Origin of the sequence: Paenibacillus apii (assembly GCF_011043685.1) — a bacterium.
GTDB lineage: Bacteria > Bacillota > Bacilli > Paenibacillales > Paenibacillaceae > Paenibacillus_AQ > Paenibacillus_AQ sabinae.
The window spans coordinates 490,505-508,146 of sequence record NZ_JAAKGU010000001.1 but is presented as its reverse complement, the minus strand read 5'-3'; the positions used below and the strand labels follow the sequence as shown (position 1 = coordinate 508,146).

25 protein-coding genes are annotated in these 17,642 nt (G+C 38.4%); 24 read left to right on the top strand and 1 reads right to left on the bottom strand.

Features of this window, described 5'->3' with window-relative positions; translation table 11 throughout:
- Nucleotides 1-38: 38 nt before the first annotated feature.
- The 3 genes from G5B47_RS02645 (at nucleotide 39) to G5B47_RS02635 (ending at nucleotide 2,357) form a co-directional block, all read left to right on the top strand.
- Nucleotides 39-350 (top strand): hypothetical protein, encoded by a 312-nt coding sequence (locus G5B47_RS02645; RefSeq protein WP_165094026.1) that lies wholly within the window; start codon nucleotides 39-41, stop codon nucleotides 348-350.
- Between the two features lie 311 nt (nucleotides 351-661).
- Nucleotides 662-988 carry a helix-turn-helix transcriptional regulator gene (locus G5B47_RS02640; protein ID WP_165094023.1) on the top strand — a complete coding sequence of 109 codons (327 nt, stop codon included), beginning with the start codon at nucleotides 662-664 and terminating at the stop codon, nucleotides 986-988.
- Complete coding sequence (locus G5B47_RS02635) at nucleotides 975-2,357, top strand: ImmA/IrrE family metallo-endopeptidase (RefSeq protein WP_165094020.1); 1,383 nt, start codon at nucleotides 975-977, stop codon at nucleotides 2,355-2,357. The genes G5B47_RS02640 and G5B47_RS02635 overlap by 14 nt, the downstream gene beginning before the upstream one ends.
- A 179-nt stretch (nucleotides 2,358-2,536) precedes the next feature.
- On the opposite strand, the gene G5B47_RS25820 is transcribed toward G5B47_RS02635, so the two are convergent.
- A complete protein-coding gene (locus G5B47_RS25820) occupies nucleotides 2,537-2,668 on the bottom strand; it encodes a hypothetical protein (RefSeq protein ID WP_268958319.1) in 132 nt (43 codons plus the stop codon).
- A gap of 425 nt (nucleotides 2,669-3,093) precedes the next feature.
- On the opposite strand from G5B47_RS25820, the gene G5B47_RS02630 reads away from it, so the two are divergent.
- The 21 genes from G5B47_RS02630 to G5B47_RS02530 all read left to right on the top strand — a co-directional run bounded on the left by G5B47_RS02630 (nucleotide 3,094) and on the right by G5B47_RS02530 (nucleotide 17,637).
- Entirely contained in the window at nucleotides 3,094-3,705 is a 612-nt protein-coding gene (locus G5B47_RS02630) for a helix-turn-helix domain-containing protein (RefSeq protein ID WP_165094017.1), read from the top strand.
- 134 nt (nucleotides 3,706-3,839) lie between these two features.
- Nucleotides 3,840-4,103 (top strand): hypothetical protein, encoded by a 264-nt coding sequence (locus G5B47_RS02625; protein ID WP_165094014.1) that lies wholly within the window; start codon nucleotides 3,840-3,842, stop codon nucleotides 4,101-4,103.
- Entirely contained in the window at nucleotides 4,033-4,467 is a 435-nt protein-coding gene (locus G5B47_RS25815; RefSeq protein ID WP_328804427.1) for an HNH endonuclease, read from the top strand. Before G5B47_RS02625 ends, G5B47_RS25815 begins: the two co-directional genes overlap by 71 nt.
- Before the next feature lie 133 nt (nucleotides 4,468-4,600).
- Nucleotides 4,601-4,981 carry a phage terminase small subunit P27 family gene (locus G5B47_RS02615; RefSeq protein WP_165094009.1) on the top strand — a complete coding sequence of 127 codons (381 nt, stop codon included), beginning with the start codon at nucleotides 4,601-4,603 and terminating at the stop codon, nucleotides 4,979-4,981.
- 8 nt (nucleotides 4,982-4,989) lie between these two features.
- Complete coding sequence (locus G5B47_RS02610; RefSeq protein WP_165094006.1) at nucleotides 4,990-6,648, top strand: terminase large subunit; 1,659 nt, start codon at nucleotides 4,990-4,992, stop codon at nucleotides 6,646-6,648.
- Nucleotide 6,649: 1 nt separating this feature from the next.
- A complete protein-coding gene (locus tag G5B47_RS02605) occupies nucleotides 6,650-6,835 on the top strand; it encodes a hypothetical protein (protein ID WP_165094003.1) in 186 nt (61 codons plus the stop codon).
- Nucleotides 6,836-6,842: 7 nt separating this feature from the next.
- On the top strand, nucleotides 6,843-8,075 hold the full coding sequence (locus G5B47_RS02600) for a phage portal protein (RefSeq protein WP_165094000.1): 1,233 nt from the start codon (nucleotides 6,843-6,845) through the stop codon (nucleotides 8,073-8,075).
- Complete coding sequence (locus tag G5B47_RS02595; RefSeq protein WP_165093997.1) at nucleotides 8,072-8,770, top strand: head maturation protease, ClpP-related; 699 nt, start codon at nucleotides 8,072-8,074, stop codon at nucleotides 8,768-8,770. Before G5B47_RS02600 ends, G5B47_RS02595 begins: the two co-directional genes overlap by 4 nt.
- A 60-nt stretch (nucleotides 8,771-8,830) precedes the next feature.
- Entirely contained in the window at nucleotides 8,831-9,985 is a 1,155-nt protein-coding gene (locus G5B47_RS02590; RefSeq protein WP_165093995.1) for a phage major capsid protein, read from the top strand.
- A 43-nt stretch (nucleotides 9,986-10,028) separates the two neighbouring features.
- Nucleotides 10,029-10,298, top strand: coding sequence for a head-tail connector protein (locus G5B47_RS02585; protein ID WP_165093992.1), 270 nt, complete (start codon nucleotides 10,029-10,031; stop codon nucleotides 10,296-10,298).
- A gap of 1 nt (nucleotide 10,299) precedes the next feature.
- A complete protein-coding gene (locus G5B47_RS02580) occupies nucleotides 10,300-10,632 on the top strand; it encodes a head-tail adaptor protein (protein ID WP_165093990.1) in 333 nt (110 codons plus the stop codon).
- A complete protein-coding gene (locus G5B47_RS02575) occupies nucleotides 10,632-11,060 on the top strand; it encodes an HK97 gp10 family phage protein (RefSeq protein WP_165093987.1) in 429 nt (142 codons plus the stop codon). The genes G5B47_RS02580 and G5B47_RS02575 overlap by 1 nt, the downstream gene beginning before the upstream one ends.
- Nucleotides 11,061-11,516: a phage tail terminator family protein gene (locus G5B47_RS02570; RefSeq protein ID WP_328804461.1), complete on the top strand. Its 456-nt coding sequence runs from the start codon at nucleotides 11,061-11,063 to the stop codon at nucleotides 11,514-11,516.
- A gap of 7 nt (nucleotides 11,517-11,523) precedes the next feature.
- Entirely contained in the window at nucleotides 11,524-12,600 is a 1,077-nt protein-coding gene (locus tag G5B47_RS02565) for a phage tail sheath C-terminal domain-containing protein (protein ID WP_165093981.1), read from the top strand.
- 18 nt (nucleotides 12,601-12,618) lie between these two features.
- The gene (locus G5B47_RS02560; RefSeq protein WP_165093978.1) at nucleotides 12,619-13,029 is read left to right on the top strand and encodes a phage tail tube protein; all 411 of its coding nucleotides are present in this window, start codon (nucleotides 12,619-12,621) and stop codon (nucleotides 13,027-13,029) included.
- Between the two features lie 63 nt (nucleotides 13,030-13,092).
- Nucleotides 13,093-13,467, top strand: a complete 375-nt coding sequence (locus tag G5B47_RS02555; protein ID WP_165093975.1) for a hypothetical protein — start codon at nucleotides 13,093-13,095, stop codon at nucleotides 13,465-13,467.
- A gap of 221 nt (nucleotides 13,468-13,688) precedes the next feature.
- On the top strand, nucleotides 13,689-15,386 hold the full coding sequence (locus G5B47_RS02550; protein WP_165093973.1) for a hypothetical protein: 1,698 nt from the start codon (nucleotides 13,689-13,691) through the stop codon (nucleotides 15,384-15,386).
- 11 nt (nucleotides 15,387-15,397) lie between these two features.
- On the top strand, nucleotides 15,398-15,829 hold the full coding sequence (locus G5B47_RS02545) for a hypothetical protein (protein ID WP_206107179.1): 432 nt from the start codon (nucleotides 15,398-15,400) through the stop codon (nucleotides 15,827-15,829).
- Nucleotides 15,829-16,815, top strand: a complete 987-nt coding sequence (locus G5B47_RS02540) for an XkdQ/YqbQ family protein (protein ID WP_165093970.1) — start codon at nucleotides 15,829-15,831, stop codon at nucleotides 16,813-16,815. Before G5B47_RS02545 ends, G5B47_RS02540 begins: the two co-directional genes overlap by 1 nt.
- Entirely contained in the window at nucleotides 16,815-17,087 is a 273-nt protein-coding gene (locus G5B47_RS02535; protein ID WP_165093967.1) for a DUF2577 family protein, read from the top strand. The genes G5B47_RS02540 and G5B47_RS02535 overlap by 1 nt, the downstream gene beginning before the upstream one ends.
- Nucleotides 17,077-17,637 carry a DUF2634 domain-containing protein gene (locus tag G5B47_RS02530; RefSeq protein ID WP_165093965.1) on the top strand — a complete coding sequence of 187 codons (561 nt, stop codon included), beginning with the start codon at nucleotides 17,077-17,079 and terminating at the stop codon, nucleotides 17,635-17,637. The genes G5B47_RS02535 and G5B47_RS02530 overlap by 11 nt, the downstream gene beginning before the upstream one ends.
- Nucleotides 17,638-17,642 lie beyond the last annotated feature (5 nt).

The following is a 17,642-nucleotide window of genomic DNA, read 5'->3' as shown; positions in this document are numbered from 1 at the left end:
GTAAAATGGAAGCATTACATAGAATGGGGTGTTTGAGTTTGAGAAAAATAGCTGTAATATTTATTGCATTAACCATGTTTTTATCTTCTTCTACTTTTTTGATTCAAGATCAAGTATTAGCCAAAACAAGTACTAAAAATTCAGTCAAAACAGAAAAACAGAAGATGGAATCGATTCGGTATTTGCAGAAACAAATAGACCAATTGAAAAAGCAGTTAGAAAGATTGGAGATAGAATCCGAGTCGATATCTAGAGGTTCTCAAAAATATAGAGACAATCTTCGTAAACAGAATAGTATTTTAAAACAGATGAGATACTATAATCAACAGATTATTGAACTTGCAAGTTAAATTTACCATTGAGAACTATGAAAATCATCGCTAAATTTAGCGCCTCCCTTAAGGCGCTTTTTTGATACCTTAAAAACATTATAACCAAAGCAATCGCCTTGAATTCGGACAATGAATAATGTGGGTATCCTTAAAATGCTATCATATATCATTGTTTCGTTCAACAAATTTACATAAAAAAGTCGCTGTCAAGACGTGTATTTTGCTGTGTTTTATGCCATACTATAAGAGTAGTTGCTTGAGACAGAACAAATGTTCTTTTGTTTCACATTTTCGATTTCTAATGAATATCCTAGAAAGGGGGATGTATTATGGCTAAAGTGCTATTTAATCAATTGAAGGAGTTCAGAAATGAATTAAGCTTGAGATTGGAATATGTCTCTAACTTGACAGGCATATCTCCATTAGAGTTGGAAAGCATTGAAAAGGGAGAGCTTAACCCTACTGAAGCTCAAGTAACAAAACTCGCTTATGTTTATGGATGTCCAGAATCATTCTTTTATGAATCTGAAACTAAACCTATGCAGGTCTTGGCTAGAAATGGTCAGGAACTTAGTGAATTTGATAAACGGCAAATTAATGAATTTTTAGCTTTCCAAAGAGAGGCGTCGAGAATAATTAACCATGCCCAACACTGATCTAGAATATTTAAGACGATTCAGCAAGCATTGCGGTCATCCCGGAGAGCTTGCTGAATTGGTTTTTCATGACTACTTTAAAGAGAGTGACCCTATTTTTCCTATAGATATTTTCAAAGTATTAAAAGACTATGGAGTCATTTATAGATTCATGGAATTAGATAGTTTAGAGGGTATGTACTCTCCTGGATATGAAGGTAACTATGCGGCTGTTGCAATTAACAGTAAAAGTAAATATGAAAGACAAAGATTTACTGCTGCTCATGAATTATGTCATCATGTACGAGATTTTCAAAGTGTGAGCGCTAGTCCAATTGGTGGTAACGATCACATGGAACGCTATGCCAATCAGTTTGCAACTTATTTTCTGATGCCAAGGAAATACTTTGAAAAACAAATTTCAAAGTATGCTGATAAAAACGGGAAAGTTTCTCCGGATGACGCTGTTCTAATTGCCTACTATTTTGGCGTTAGTTATGAAAGTGTAATGTGGCATCTCTATAATATGAGAGTTTTAAATATAATACCCAGTAAAGAATTCTTTGAGTCTTATGGATATACAAAGCAATTTGAATTGCTAAAACTTAAATCATTAGATAGCTTTTATTTAAAAAATATCATTAATGGCTATACATACATACCTCAAGCCAACACTAGTCCATTATGGAGTATTTTTAAACATGACTTGGTTTATAACGATAGTCGAGTTGAAGGCATTGATTTACCCAAAGAAAAAGTAGCAGAAATTTGTACTGATTTACGTTTAAGATTACATGATTCTGAGTACTATTCGAAGTATCAAGATGATGAGAACATCGTTGAAACTGTTGGTCATATTCTATTATATGACTACATAATAAACTCAGAAGAACGTTTTGATAGCTATAAACTTAAAGAAATGAATAAAGAATTATACAAGATTGCACCACAAGCAGAATTAATGGGTGAATTTAGAACTACAGACAATGCCATAAGTGGCGCAATAATTAATACCTCTCATCATAGACAAATACCGGAAGACCTTTTTTGGCTAGACAAAGATATAGATGAGGCATTTGGAAGTGTACAAATTTTATCATTGTCTGACTGGCTTTTGTTTTCAGTTAAAGTTCATCATCGGATAGCTCAAATACACCCTTTTGGCGATGGAAATGGAAGGCTATGTAGAGCTGTGATGAATTGGCTGTTGAGAACAAACAACTTACCACCAATCTATTTGGTACCAGAAGATAAGCCTGAGTATTTGGAATGTATGAAGAAAGCAGATATAAATGATTACGAACCTCTTCATAATTTCTTCTTAAAGAGACTTTTAATTAGTTTGATTAGATTAAATGCAATTACAACAATAGGAATATCCTCTATTTAATTTATTCCACTCCCCTATCGGAGTGGTTTTTGTTATGTGTGGAGAATTGAAAATGAAATGAAAGTTGAATATATAACATGTAAGAAGCGGCCAGTTGGTTCGCTTCTTTTTTATTAAGTGATTCCTCCAGATGTACCCGCACCTGGAGGAGGAGAAAATGAAGGTTATGAAGGCTTGTACTATTTAAGTCTGTCCAACTCGCGTTTAACTTGTTTTTCAATACCCCTCGCTATTTCCTTTTGAGCTTTTTTCAAGTCACTCTTAAATTGTGATTTAGAACCACCTACACGAATCTTAACTGTCTTTGGCATGTGAACCATCTCCTTTGGTTGTTAGAAGAATACTTACTTTATCTTTTACCTGATTGTGATAAAACAGAACCTGCAAGAGACTTGGCAGTTTTACTGGAAGAACTGCTCCGAAGGACTGAGGAAGCTTTAGTCGACATTTTAGAAGAAGAGACTTTACTAGAACTTGATTTAGCCATTGAAATCACCTCCGATCTACAATATGTTGCGACTACATATTTAAGATAACCCAATATATTGTATCTGTAAACATATTTTTTGGTTTTTTGATATCCACAGAACATCCACAAACGGTCCACAAGTAATCCACAAATTCATCCACAAAATGGAATGACAGAGAGTAATAATGGGGTGAGATAGCCCATCAGACACTAAGGAGACCGTGACTTCATTGGTCTCTTTTTTGTGTACAGTGAAGCAGATACAAGGTGAAACGCTTGAAACATAATAAGGTGATTGAATTGAAGAATAAGGAAAAAGTAATGCCGGTTAACATGGATGAATTTTGGAGCATTCCTAACCTAGTCGATATGAATGGCACTGAAAGGTCATTTAGTGATTATTTCGTTCATAGTCAAACAGGTAATATCTGGAGTTGTAAAAGTGGAAGGTATTTAAAGCCGAGTCCATGTACGGGCAATTATAGACAGGTTGGAATAATGGATGATAGTCATAAATCCTACGTGCGCGGACAGCATCGTTTTGTAATGGCAGCACGGTTAGGTACTTGGGAAGGTTGGGATGAGGCTCATCATTTGGATACTGTCCCTTACAACAATTGTCCAATAAATTTATCACCTAGAGATCGTAAAGGACAATTTGATGAAACAACACGGAGTAATATGTCTTTAGCAAAAATTGGTAAGAGGAGCAATTTTGCTAAACTGACTGACGATCAGGTTAGAGAGATTAGGAAACATATTGATGAATGGACAGGACAACAAACAGCATTTTGCGTGGAAATCGCAGAACAATTAGATGTTACTTACATAACGATTTATAACGTGATTAAGCAAAAAGTTTATAAAGATGTGGTTTAAGGTGAGCGTATGATTATCAAATCAGATAATACATACATAGTTAGCGTGAATGATGAGACATACGAAGTAAATGATCCAGTTATTGCTGAAAAATTGTTGGTAATGATGAGTGGAAATATGGAGGAGTTATTTAAATGAATGAGAAGAGACAGGAAATGCTTCGTTACATTTATGACCTTGGAATTAAACAAGGGAGAATGAGTTTGCTTAGCATTGATCAGTTAAAAAGTGTGGTAGATGAGGGCTTTAAGTTTAGTTATTTTAATCTTGAATACCTGATTCAGAGTGGCTACTTGGAAAGAGAATGCAGTTATACGGGTGATCCATATGCATTCATTGTTGGACTTACTGTTGAAGGTGTGGATTACATCGAAAATGCCACTCAAAAAGATCTGTAACAAAGCTGGTTGCAATAGTTTATGCAATCCTTGTGATAAATACTGTAACAAGCATAAGGAACAAGGACAGTTAGATAAGCAAGAGCGCAATAGATATTACGATACATATTTGAGAGATAAGAAGGCTACGCAGTTCTATCATTCGAAAGAGTGGGAACTATTGCGTGAAGTTGTTAAGGCTAAATGTAATGGCTTGTGTACCAGATGCTTGGATAATAAGATGCTTAAAGCAGGAGTAATTGCAGACCATAAGATTCCACTCAAAGTTGATTGGAGTCTTAGATTGGTCGAAAGTAATATAGATTTCCTGTGTTTGGAGTGTCATAACACTAAAACTTGGGAAGATAAAAAGAAATATAAATAAAATTTAAAAGAAATATGATACGGGGTATCAAAAATGTTGAAAGTGAAAAGGTAAATGACCGTATGCCCAGTCTTGTTTGCACCCGAACAGGAATTTTTAAGGAGGGGTGGTTTCACAGAAAGGAAGTGATTGAATGGATAATCAAATTAAACCTCCAGCATTTTTAAATGTTGAAGCTAAGAAGAAATTTCAGACCATTTATGCTGCTCTTAATGCCGATAACAAATGGCGAGACGGAGATGAAATTGCATTGTCTGCTTTATGTGCCAGTTATCAGCACTGGGTTGAAGCTGAAAAGGCAATCAAAAAGAATGGCGATTTATGTTTTACTACTGATACTGGTTATCGTCAACAGATCCCAGAGATTAGCATTGCGAATAATGCTATGAAGAATATGCTCTCCTTCATCAAAGAATTTGCTTTAACACCACGTGAGAGAACGAAGTTAAAGGAAATGATTTTAAAGGAAGATAATAATGCTGATGACGAAATGGAGGATATGATTCAGAAATAGGTGGTTGAATGAACGAATTTGCGAGAAAACAGATTGAAATCCAGACAAGTGGTGATATAGAGTCTTGGATTAACGAGTTAAAAGCAAAATATGACGATGAAAAGTACTATTTTGATGCAGCAGAGGCACGAAAATTCCGCGATTTTATCTCAAAATTAGAACTTGATAAGGGTAAAAAGGGGCAAAAAATAAGGCTTCTCAAGTTTCAATTTGTTATCTGTACTTCAATTATTTGTGTAAAAAAGCGGGTAAATGGCTTCAGAAGATACCGCGAAGCACACATAAACATCCCTCGAAAGAATGGAAAAGGCTTCATAATATCCTGTATTATCACTTACCTCTACTACTGCAAAAATGAATTTGGTTCGGCAATCCTCGTTACAGCCAACACAACGAAACAAGCAAGTGAACTCTTCGACACAATCAAATACATGATCTCCAATAATCATACTCTAAAGAAATACGTAAAGATTCGTGATAGCCGCAAAGTCATCGAGAAGAAGAATATGAACAGTAAACTTCAAGTAATCAGTTCTGATGCATCGAATGCTGACTCCTATGCTGGTCTTTACTGTATCTTAGATGAAATCCATGAAAGTAAGAATGGCAATCTATATGACAAGCTTCGTACAGGTATGGGTATCTGGGATGAACCACTATTGATAACCTTGACCACGGCCTCGTCGGGTAATGATCCGAACAATTTAGAGATGGAGTTGTACAATTACGCCAAAGATATTGAGGCGGGAAGAACGACGAATGAATCTTTCTATTATGCGATATTCGAAGCTGAACGGAACTGTAAACTAGATGATGAAGAACAATGGTTTAAGGCTAACCCAGCACTAGGCAATTTCCGCAAATATGATGACTTAGTTGATTTAGCTAATAAAGCTAAGCAACTAAAGACGAGGGAAGCGGCATTTAGACGATTGTATCTAAATCAACATATAAGCCTTGATGGTGAGACAGCAATCAATATGAATCTGTGGCGAAATTGTTTAGCAGACATCAAGTTAGAGGAGTTTTACGGAAAGCCATGTTGGATCGGTCTCGACATGTCAGCAGTTAATGACATCACGGCTCTAGTCCAAGTCTTTTATGATGAAGATCAAGATAAATACATAATCTATCCTCATCTCTTTACGCCAAAGGAAACAATTGCCGAGCGAAGTGAGAGAGACAATGTGCGCTACGATGTATTTGTTCAGAAAGGTTACATAACAGCACTCGATGGGCAGTTTATCAATTTTGAGCAATTACACAGTTATATTAAAGAGTTAAACGGTTTGTTTCAAGTTGAAGAAATTGGCTTTGACCGATGGGGGGCAATCGGCATTATTTCCGCTTTGGAGAAGAATTTTACTGTTGTTACGATGGGGCAAGGTGGGGCGACAATGGCTCCAGCTATTAATGATTTCGAAAATCTTCTTATGGAGAACCGACTCATTGTTGCTAATAATCCCGTTTTAACCTGGATGGCCGGAAATGTAGTGGCTACTGATAAGAATGGTATGAAGTACGACAAAAAGAAGAGCAAATATAAAATTGATGGTATCATTGCTTTACTAATGGGACTTAGCAGAGCGGTAGCCAATAACAGTATTGAAACCATCAATCTAAATGATCTAATTACGGACGAATACCTAAAGGAATTAGGATGGTAGCATGATTAAACGATTAAAAAAATATATCGCAACCTTTGTAGGCAAGCATATTGATGATTTACTTATCATTATTGGCTTGTTTTTTATTGTTCACGCAACTTTTTATCTTAGTTTTGTTGCTGGGTTATATACCTTGGGTGGCATTCTACTTTTAATTGGCATTTACTTTACGCTGCCAAGGAGGTGACAAATAAATGGGTATTTTTAGTAGGCAATTAACTAATGTAAAAAATCTAACTACCGCCTTTAGCTATACGGACTTTCTTAATGCATTGGGCATCCAAGTTAGTAGTGTTGATAAATACAAATTAGGTGAGATCACTTACTTTACTTGTCTAAAGCTACTTGCTGAGAGCGTTGGAAAGCTGCCACTTGAGTTATGGCAAGATACTGACAACAGTTCACGGCTTGCATCAGAGCATTATTTGAACCAGATTTTGAAGCGACCCAATAAATATATGACTCCATTTACATTCTGGTCAACTGTAGAATTGAATCGTCATCATTATGGTAATGCGTTTGTTTACATCGAAACAAATAGAGGCAGAGTTACAGCTTTACATATTCTTCCTAGTAACTGTGTTCAAATTTGGGTTGACAATATTGGATTGCTAGATAAAGACAATTCAATATGGTATATCTACACGGATTCAAAATCAGGTCATCAATATAAGATGTCTTATGATAGCGTAATGCATTTTAAGACCAGTACAAGTTTTGACGGAATAACCGGATTATCTGTTCTTGAATGTTTATCTATGAACATAGAAAATCAGAAATCAGGAGCAGCTTTTGTAAATACATACTTTAAAAACGGCTTATTTGCTAAAGGACTTTTACAGTATGTTGGAGATATCGATCTTACGACACGCAAGAAGATGCAGGAGCAATTTGCCTCAATGGCTTCGGGAATAAAGAATGCTGGTTCTATCCTTCCTGTTCCTCTTGGATTTAGTTTCCAACCGTTAAATATTTCGATGGTTGATTCACAGTTTTTAGAATTGAACAAGTATAACGCACTTCAGATAGCAGCAGCCTTCGGAATCAAACCCTCGCAGATAAATGATTACTCATCTTCAACATATGCAAGTACAGAAACTCAAAATAGAGCTTTTTATGTTGATACTCTAATGAGTGCTTTAGTCCAGTACGAAGCGGAGTCCACATATAAATTACTCACATCGCAGGATCAGATCGCAAGGTATAATCTTGAGTTTGATTATGACGTAATCCTTAGAGCGGATTTCAAAACTCGCATGGAAGGGTATGCACAAGGTATTAATAATGGTGTAATAACCCCAAATGAAGCCCGAAAGAAGGAGGGTTATGCACCTGATCCAAACGGTAATCAGTTGTTTATCAATTCCGCATATGTTCCTCTCAAGAATGTAGACAAACAGGCTTCAGAGAAGGAGGTGAAAAATTGACTAGTAAATACATACAAATTAAGAACCTTACTCAAGACTCTGCTGATATCTATTTTTATGGTGACATTGTAAATTCACTCTGGGACAAATGGACAGAAGCAGATACAGCGCCAGAAGATGTATTAGCAGTGTTAGATCAAGCAAAGGATAAATCTCAGCTAAATATCTTTATAAATTCCGGTGGTGGTTCAGTTTTTGCTGGGATTGCAATATACAACATCCTTAAACGCTATCATGGTTATAAGACTGTTTACGTTGACGGATTGGCTGCAAGTATTGCAAGTGTAATCGCAATGGCTGGTGATAAGATTATTATCCCTGCTAACGCTTATCTAATGATACATAAACCTTGGAATATGCTCGCTGGGAACAGTAACGATTTTCGCAAAGTAGCTGATGATTTGGATAAGATCGAAGTTGGGATTATGAATGTCTATGCTGATAAGTTAAAAGATGGAGTAGATATCGAAGTTATTAGGCAAATGGTAAATGAAGAAACATGGCTTGACGGTAACGAAGCGGCAAAGTACTTTAACATTGAGATTGCGGAAGCAAATAATGTGGCTGCTTGCATCAGCGAAAGTTTCAAAAATTACATACATGTTCCTGAATCACTAAGCAATAGTGAAGAAGTACATAATGAGATTGACCAGAATGAGATTCTAAAAATGAAACTACAGTTGGAGCTACTATAACAAATGTTATAGGGCTTTTTTATTGTCCAAAATTTTGAATATGAATGGAGATATAAATATATGAAACGCATTGATGAACTAAAGAATCAACTTGAAACTGCAAAAGCAGAAGCACAATCCATGCTTGATGGTAACAAGGTTGCCGAAGCAAAAGCAAAAATGGATGAAATCAAGGAACTGAAGGCAGCAATTGAAATCCAGGAACAGCTTGATCTTGAAGCTCTAGAAAAAGTACAAAACAAAATTGATACTAAAGAGGTAGAAGATAAAATGGAAATTAAAGATATGAAGAAATCTGCAAATGCTGTTCGTGCCATGATTAAAATGGCTATGCGTAAGCCGCTAACTGAAGTGGAAAACTCTCTGCTTGTTCCTGCAAGTGGTGCTGGTACTAACGGTGAAGGATATATCCTCCCTCAAGATATTAAGACAATTATCGTCGAGAAGATCCGTCAATACAAATCCTTCCGCGATGTTCTAGGCTATATCCCTACTACGGCGCTTACTGGTACTTTCCCAGTTGAAGACGTTGAGACATTCTCTGAACTCGTTGACTTCACAGATGGAACAGATGGAGTAGAAGCAACTGACGTTAAATTCAAGAATGTAAGCTTCAGTCTCAAGGAAAAAGGCGCTCTCATTACTCTGTCTAATACTCTGCTTCAAATGACAGACAATGACCTGATTCAATATATCGCCACGGTGTTCGCGAAAAAGGCGGTAGTAACTGAAAATAAGATGGCTGTTACAGCTCTTAAGAACGGTAAAACAGTTAAGGCTATCGCAGACTGGAAGGCGTTGAAGTCCAGTATTAATCGCGACCTCGATGAGGGTGTAAAATACGGTACCTGCATCTGTACCAACCAGGATGGGTTTGATGTTTTGGACTCCGCACTAGACCAGTATGGCAGACCCGTCCTTCAAACAAACCCTACTAATCCAACTCAGCGTCTATTTATGGGATATCCTGTGAATGTATTCTCCAATGCTCTCCTGCCTACTACAGGAACGACCACAAAGAAAGCGCCAATTTTCTATGGAAACTGCATGGAGGCAGTTAAGTTTGTTGATGCTGGAGCATATCAGTTCGCTGTGAGTGCTGAAGCAGCCTTCACTAAGAATGCTACAATGGCACGTGTGATTGAACTTGTGGATGTAGTGCAAGTGGATTCCAGTGACAAGATTTATGTGTACGGTGAACTTACCGTTAGCTAATTAATTGAGGACTTAATTAGTCCCAGAATGGAGGGGCTATAAATTGCTCGAAGAGTTGAAGCAATATTTGCGCCTTGATGTTGAAGATACCGGGGAAGATTCCTTCCTCGGTCTTTTAATTGATACGGCGCGAAATTACATATTGACCGCAACAGGCAAAGTAGTGGACGAGACTAATCCTAAACATAAGCTTGCTGTGATGCTATTTTGCTCCCATCAGTATGAGAATAGAAATCCCGTGGTAACCACCAACACTAAAACACTTGAATACAGTCTTCAATCGCTTATGGCTCAAATTGAGTGGGGTGATTGATATGGAAGCTGGTAAACTCAGAAACAAACTAGAAGTTTGGAAGAATGAACTTGTGATTGGTGAGTTAAAAGCCAAGCAGAAGAAGCCTGTTAAGGTAAAGGAGATATGGGCACAGATAATTCCCCAGACTGGAAGCATTGGGAGGAGAGAGGGGATAGAGACGATCCTCACTAACTGTACCAACAAGTTAATCGTTCGTTATAACTCCGGCAAGGATATCACATCTGACATGTGGTTCAAGTATCGTGGGAATCGATTCGATATCCTCTATATTCTGAACCCATACTTCGCCAACGAGTCCTTGGAAATCTTTTTATCGGAGAGTGTTGGATAATGGCGCGTGATGGATTTGACACCCGTAAGCTAGATGCATTTGCCCGTCAACTTCTGGAGATAGCTGAGGAAACAATGCCAAGGGAAACGAAGAAATTCCTTCGCCAAGAAGGGTTGAAGTTGACTCGACTGGTGCGGAATAATGCGAAATCAAGTGGTATCGAGAAGGAATCAGGCAACTACTTCTGTTCCATAAAGAGAGGTAAAATATATAAATTTGACGGAAACTTAAGCATTCGTGCTTACAGTAACGACCCTAAGGCTCATCTTCTGGAACATGGGCACCGTAATGTTGGCAAGGATGGCTCTGAACATGGCTTTACAAAAGGATACAAGGTGTTTAAAAGGTCACAGCAGGAGTTTGAGAGACAATACCTGGATGATTGTGAAGAGTTTATTAATGATCTGTTGAAAAAGGGGTTGAGTTAAATAGTAACCCTTAGCGATTTCTTAGAAGCAATAAATGAAAAGTTAGGCACAATCTTTCCCGAAGTATCAATTGATCTAATGGATGTGTCAGAGGGATTCGATAGACCAAGTTTCCATGTTGATATTGATAATGTAGTCAATGTTAAGGTTGGGCCAGATGGTCTTGAGAGAACTATTAGCATCATAATTTATTACTTTCCCACTGATAAAAACGATTATTTTAAAGAGATCCTTGAAGTACAAGACAAATTAGAAAAAGCTTTCACCGAGAACCTTGTCATTAGACAGGGTTTTGTTGTTTTCCCCGAATATATATCCAGTGTCAAGGTTGACGGAGTGTTACAGACAAGTTTCGACATAATATCACTTGAGTACAAGCCCGAAGAAGAAGCAGACGGAGAAAGCGTCTTTATGATGGGACATTTAAATTTTGAAACTAAACAAAGTAAGGACTGATAAATAAATGGCAATTGGATTACCTAATATTGAGATAACATTTAAAGCCCTCGCTGCCAGTTCCGTAGCGAGAAGCGCCAGAGGTATTGTTGTCTTGATCGTAAAGGATACAACCTCGACCACGTTTACCGTCAAGGAATACAAGTCAATTACCGACATTGAGACAAACCTGTTTACTGCTTCTAATGTCAATTATATTAAGCAAGTAATGGCTGGTGGCCCTAACAAAGTTTACGTAGTTCGAGTTGGTACTTCTGGTACAACGGCGGTTGCTGATGCTGTCGCCGCACTTGGCAGCAGAAAGTACAACTATATTGGCTTTGCAGAAGGTACTACAACTGAGCAATCTGATTTGGCTACCTATGTAAAGTCACAAGAGTCTCTTAATAAGACGATTAAAGCAATTGTTTATAACGTGACTGCTCCCGATAGCCAGCATGTGATAAACTTTGGCAATACCAATGTGACTTATGCCGATACTGGCGTAACTGTAACGGGTGAAAAATACATTGCTATTTTGCTTGGCTTATTTGCTGGACTTAGCCTTAGTCGTTCGGCTACTTACCTGCCTCTGGACCTGAGTGCTGTTACGCAACCGGCAGATCTGGAAGCGGCAATCGCTGCTGGTAAACTAGTACTCTTTAACGACGATGGGGTTGTTCGTATCGCTAGAGCAGTCAACAGTTTGACCAGTTTTGGCCCGACTGTACCAGAATCATGTGCGAAAATCTTGGTTACAGAGGTTATGGACTTAATACGAGATGACATTTTTAGCACGTTTAAGAACGACTATATCGGTAAGTACAAGAACAAACTTGATTACCAAATGCTCTTTATCGGCGCTGTCAACAGCTATTTCCGCGAACTAGCCAATCAAGACGTGCTCGACAACGAGTATGACAACAGAGCCTTCATTGATGTTGAGGCTCAGCGCAATGCATGGCTCCCTAGTAAGCCGGAAGCTGCCGATTGGGATGAAACAAAGGTTCGCTCTATGCCTTATCAGGATAACTTGTATTTGGCGGGCCAAATCAAGATTGCGGATGCAATGGAAGACATGACGTTTGCAATCACAATGGAGTAAGAGAGGAGACATACATAAATGAGTGAAGGAAATAGATATGTATCCGGTAATGAAGTTACGGTATGGGTTAACGGAGTTGATTACAAGGCTAAATCTTTCGAATACAAGATCTCATATGAGTTCGAAGACGTTCCAGATGGTCTAAAAACATACAAGAAGCTCGTCAAGATTAGCTGTGAGGGCACAATGGGATTTAGCAAGACGCAATCGCTTGGCTTAAAGCTAACTGGTGACGTTTTAAAGACAGGCAAAACACCTGATATCACAATCACATCGAAGGCTCTCAATGCCCAAACGGGCAAAGCAGAACGATTAGTGTTTCGCAATGTAGTAATCACTGAAGCGGGTATGAGTAGCGAGAATCAGTCTCTTGTCGAAGAGGAAATTCCGTTTGCTTGTGATCCACCAGAAGTTTTGGAACTGATGTAACAAACCAAAGGGAGGCATTATTGCTTCCCTTTTAAATTTGAAAATTAAGGAGAATTCATATAGATGGCAAAACTAACTCTCGATGAAATCATCGCAAAGAAGAAACAAAATGCAAATAGACCACAACGAACAAAAGATGTGTTTGTTCCTTCGTTTGATAGTGAAATCACGCTTGTTGAACCAACTAAATCAACAATGTTTACTTATGCTGATCGAGTAAATGCAGCCAACAATAACAATCAAGAAACGTTTATGGCTATGTGTTATCTCATTGGTCAATGTGTTCCTATTTTCCGTGAAGCGGCTTTTTATGCAGAGGAAGGTCTACCCGAATTGGCTGTATTTAATGGTTTGTCCGTAGAGGATATTGATATGTTAATCAAGGAAATTGACAAACTGACAAGCAGTGAATCTGTGGATAATATTGTAAAAAACTAATCTACTCTGATAACGAATGGGAGTACAAAATGTACGCTTATTATGTTGAGCGCGGCCATTCGTTGTCAGAGCTTATTAACATGACATATATGGAAAAACTGTTCATGCTTGAGGCTATTGCATTTAACAACCAAAAGCAGTCAGATAGTAAGGCGAAGAGTGAGACAGTTGGCAACAAGGAAGTTGAATACCACAAAATTTTATAGGAAGGAGGGGCTAAATTGAGTGGTTCAATTCAATCCATTTTAAATTTGAAAGATAACATGAGTCCTACGATTCTTCGAGCAGGACGTAACACGCAACAACTTAGCAGACAACTTAAACTAGCGACAAACACAGTCGGTAAATTTGCCAGTGAAGCAAATACCAAGTTTAAGAATGTGGTCAAGTATTCTGCTACTGCGGCTGCGGGAATTACGGCGACTTTTGCTGGAGCGGCTATTAAAACAGGATTCGAAGAGGCAATGAACCTTGAGGGTTATAGACTCCAGTTAGAGACAGCAACAAAGGATGCCAAGAAAGCAGCATCCATTATGCAATACGCTTCTGATTTGGCTAATAAAACGCCATATGAAGCCGGGGAACTTGTCGAAGGAGCATCTAAACTTGAATCTATGGGAATGTCCGCCAAGAAGTGGCTACCTATTATTGGTGATATGGCGGCGGCTACCAACAAAAGCTTTGATCAGGCTGTCGAGGCCATCATAGACGGCCAAGCCGGGGAGCTAGAAAGACTAAAAGAGTTCGGTCTTACTAAAGCTAAAATCACTGAAAAAGCTAACAAAATGTTCAAAAAACAGGAAGTTGTCAACAAGAAAGGCCAGATTGTTGACCAAGAAAAGTTCAACCAAGCGATGGTTACGCTCATGAATGAAAGATTTGATGGTGGCATGGAGAAGCAAGCCGGTACACTCAAAGGTATATGGTCAACTGTAACAGGTACAGCTAAATCTGCTATGGCTTCTTTTGTAGGTATTACATCTGACGGTAGTATTAAGCAGGGCAGTATCTACGACAAATTGAAGACTACAATTAGTTCTGTTGCAAGCACCTTGGATAAGTGGCAAAAAGACGGAACAATTGATAAGATTACCAACAAAATTACAACTGGACTCAATAAAGCACTTGATGGATTGGGCAAAGCAGTTAAATTTGTGAAGGATAACATAAACTGGTTACTACCTGTAGCAAGTGGATTATTGGCAACATTCGTCTCATTTAATATCATATCTAAGGCTGTATCGCTGTTTAAAACACTTTCCACTGTTGTTCGTGGTGTTGCAGCGGCTCAAGGTGTTTTGAATCTAGTTATGTCAATGAATCCTATGGGTTTAGTTGCTATAGCTATAGGTGTCCTTGTTACGGCTGGCATATTACTTTACAAAAATTGGGATACAGTGAAGGCCAAAGCTGGAGAACTATGGACATGGCTCAAAGAGAAATGGGAAGGTATTAAATCATCAACTTCAGATGCATTTAATTCAATAAAGGAGAAGATTAGCGGAGCATTTACGGGTGCGCTTGCTACCGTCAAAGAGAAAGTGAACAACATGATTGGCATTGTCAATGGCCTTATTAATAAGATCAATGGCATTTCGTTTAAAACTCCTGATTGGCTTCCTGGCGAACAGAAAATATGGTCACCTAATATCCCGACAATTCCCCAGTTTGCAAAAGGTACAAGTTATGCTCCTGCGGGAATGGCTCTAGTAGGTGAAAGAGGCCCCGAACTTGTTAACTTTCGAGGTGGCGAGAAGGTTACAACTGCAAGCAAAACAAAGCAAATCATGCAGAAAAGTAGTGGTGTTAATCTGACCATAAATATTGGAACAGCTATTGGTATAGAGGATCTTATTGGTCAAGTTGGCGAAGCACTCACAACAATTGTTAGTACAAAATTACCTAATATGGCTAGATAAAGGAGGTCAAAATGTCAATTACTGTTGTATTTACTGCAAATAATAACGCTGAGATGCTTACATTGCCGTTTGTCCCTCCTGATCTTGCCATACCAGTTATCTCCAATGCAAATGAAGAGTTTACACTATCTGCTGGTGCAAATGGAGTAGGCTCTCTAAATCTTCCCGGACTCAAGGGACTTCGATCAATGTCTATTTCCTCATTCTTTCCCAATAAATACTATTCCTTTGCGAAAGTGCAGAAGAACGGTTATGACTGTGTTGCCTTCTTTCAAAAGTGGAATGACAAACGTGTTCCTATTCGAATCATCATTACAGACAAATCAAAAAAGCTCCTTAACATGCCTTGTCTTATCGAGTCGTTTGAGTACAGTGTTGATTCTGCTGGTGACTTCCAGTACACATTGGATATCAAAGAGTTCATATTTCCGGTGGTGTCGTAATGGCTCATGAATTGATCCTGATCAAGTCAGGTAAGAAGTATAACATTACCCAACTGGTGGGCAATTTGGCTTGGAGCAGTAGTACAGATGAAGTGGCCGAACAATTGACTTTTGATTATGCCTATAATGATTATTCCAACATTAAGAAATATGACATTGTTGAACTGGGTGACAAGGTTGTCCTCTTTAACAATGGTAAGGCTCTTCGTCGATATGAAGTCATAAAAATGGATGTAAATAGCCGTGTTAACAAATCCTTTACCTGTTACGATTATGCCTTCTTTCTCAACAATAATAAAGCTGTCATCCAGTTCAAGGGTGTTGCAGCAAGCGATGCAATTAGACAATTATGCAATAAAGTTAGAGTCAAACATGTCATTGTAGATATGCCGACTAAGATCAAGCAGATTTATAAAGATGAAGTCATGACAACTATCAGTGACATCTTAGACCAAGTTAAAGCCGAAACAGGTAAAACCTATAGGATGGAAATGGTTGATGATACGCTAACCATTAAAAAGCAGACTGATTTGTTGATTAATCCTCAGGTAAGACTAACGGACAACACTCCGCTTTTTGATGTAACCTCACAGATTTCCAATCCAAGCCGAAGCCTATCCATTGAAGAAATGAAGAATAAAGTTATTGTTGTAACGAGTGAAGACAACTCAACTAAGATTTATTCTGAGAGTTCAGATACAGATAGCATTAAGAAGTATGGGCTGTTAACCGAAGTTGTAACTCTAGACTCCAAGGAAGCAGCTAAAGCACGTAACATAGCCAAGAATACATTAGCTGAACTTAATACAGTAAAGGAAGAGGTATCTCTTGATCTGTTGGGACACGATGACATTATGGCAGGAAGATTAATTGATGTAGCAGACTCGATTTCGGGGATTAGCGGAAGATACCTTATCAAGAGTGCTAACCATACTGAGCAAAACGCAATACATAAAGTAAGTGTAACACTAGAGAAGGTGAATTAATGGACGACTGGAAAACACAGTTAACAAAGCTATTTAAGGAAAGAGAGAATGTAGCTCTTACTGAAATTGCTGTAGCTAAAGTAATCGACATCATGCCCGATATTAAGTTATCACTGAGTGATGACATTATCCTTGATGTCGATGATTTGGTGATTGCTTCTCGGATGTATGAGATTGAATTGCAAGCAGGAGACAGTGTGATTGTAATGCCTACAGCAAGCGGTCAGATTTATTACTTATTGGATAAAGTAGGTGAACCGCATGTTTCCTGATGACGATTTCACGTTGGAGGAACTAGAGTCTCTATCCTCTGTTCCCCAGCAGATGGGCAAAGTATTCCTCTTTGACTTCGCTACGAAGCAATTCGTCTTGTCCAATGGCAGACCTGTCGAGGCAAGCTACGAACAAGCAATTGCCCAATGGATTCAATTCGTCATCTTGGCGAACAAGGCCAAAATTTACGAGGATACCGGATTCGGGCTTGCCCTCAATGACCTGATTGGCAATCAAGAAATGGACCGTTGGACCAAGGAAGCAGAGCTTGAGCGCTTGCTTCAAGAAAAGCTGGTGCAACATCCCGAGATTACAGCTATTAGCGACATCGCGATTGACCGTGATGGGGATCTGACAAAAGTGAGCATGACGGTATCGACTAAACGCAGGGAAATCAACGGGGATTACTTAAGCAAAGTGGTCATCTCGAATGAGCCAAACGAGGAGCTTATCTACACGGCGAGCGTTAACAATATGCAAGTATATAGCAGCACGCCATTATTGGGCAGTACGATAACCCCGAATCTTAGATTAGTTATTACAATATAGGAGGT